Genomic DNA, 235 nt, shown 5'->3' with positions numbered 1-235 from the left:
CACCAGCTACGAAGGCGCCTGGACCGACACCACGGTGGTGTCCGTCACCGACGAGACCGGCGCCGATGTGCCGTTCGAGACCGAGACCGACGACGGGGTGCTCTACATCCTCACCGGCACGGACGACTACGTGCGGGGCCTGAACACCTACGTGATCGAATACTCGATGCGCGATGTGATCCTGGCCGCCGACAACGGCGTCGACGAGTTCTACTGGGACCTCCTCCCCCTCGAC

General features: G+C 65.1%; 1 protein-coding gene. It reads left to right on the top strand.

Features of this window, described 5'->3' with window-relative positions; translation table 11 throughout:
- On the top strand, window positions 1–235 hold a 235-nt coding region (locus CN514_RS25115; protein ID WP_217993969.1), incomplete at both ends, for a DUF2207 domain-containing protein.

The organism is Bacillus sp. AFS001701, assembly GCF_002559405.1.
GTDB lineage: Bacteria > Bacillota > Bacilli > Bacillales > Bacillaceae_G > Gottfriedia.
This window is presented reverse-complemented; position numbering and strand designations above follow the sequence as displayed.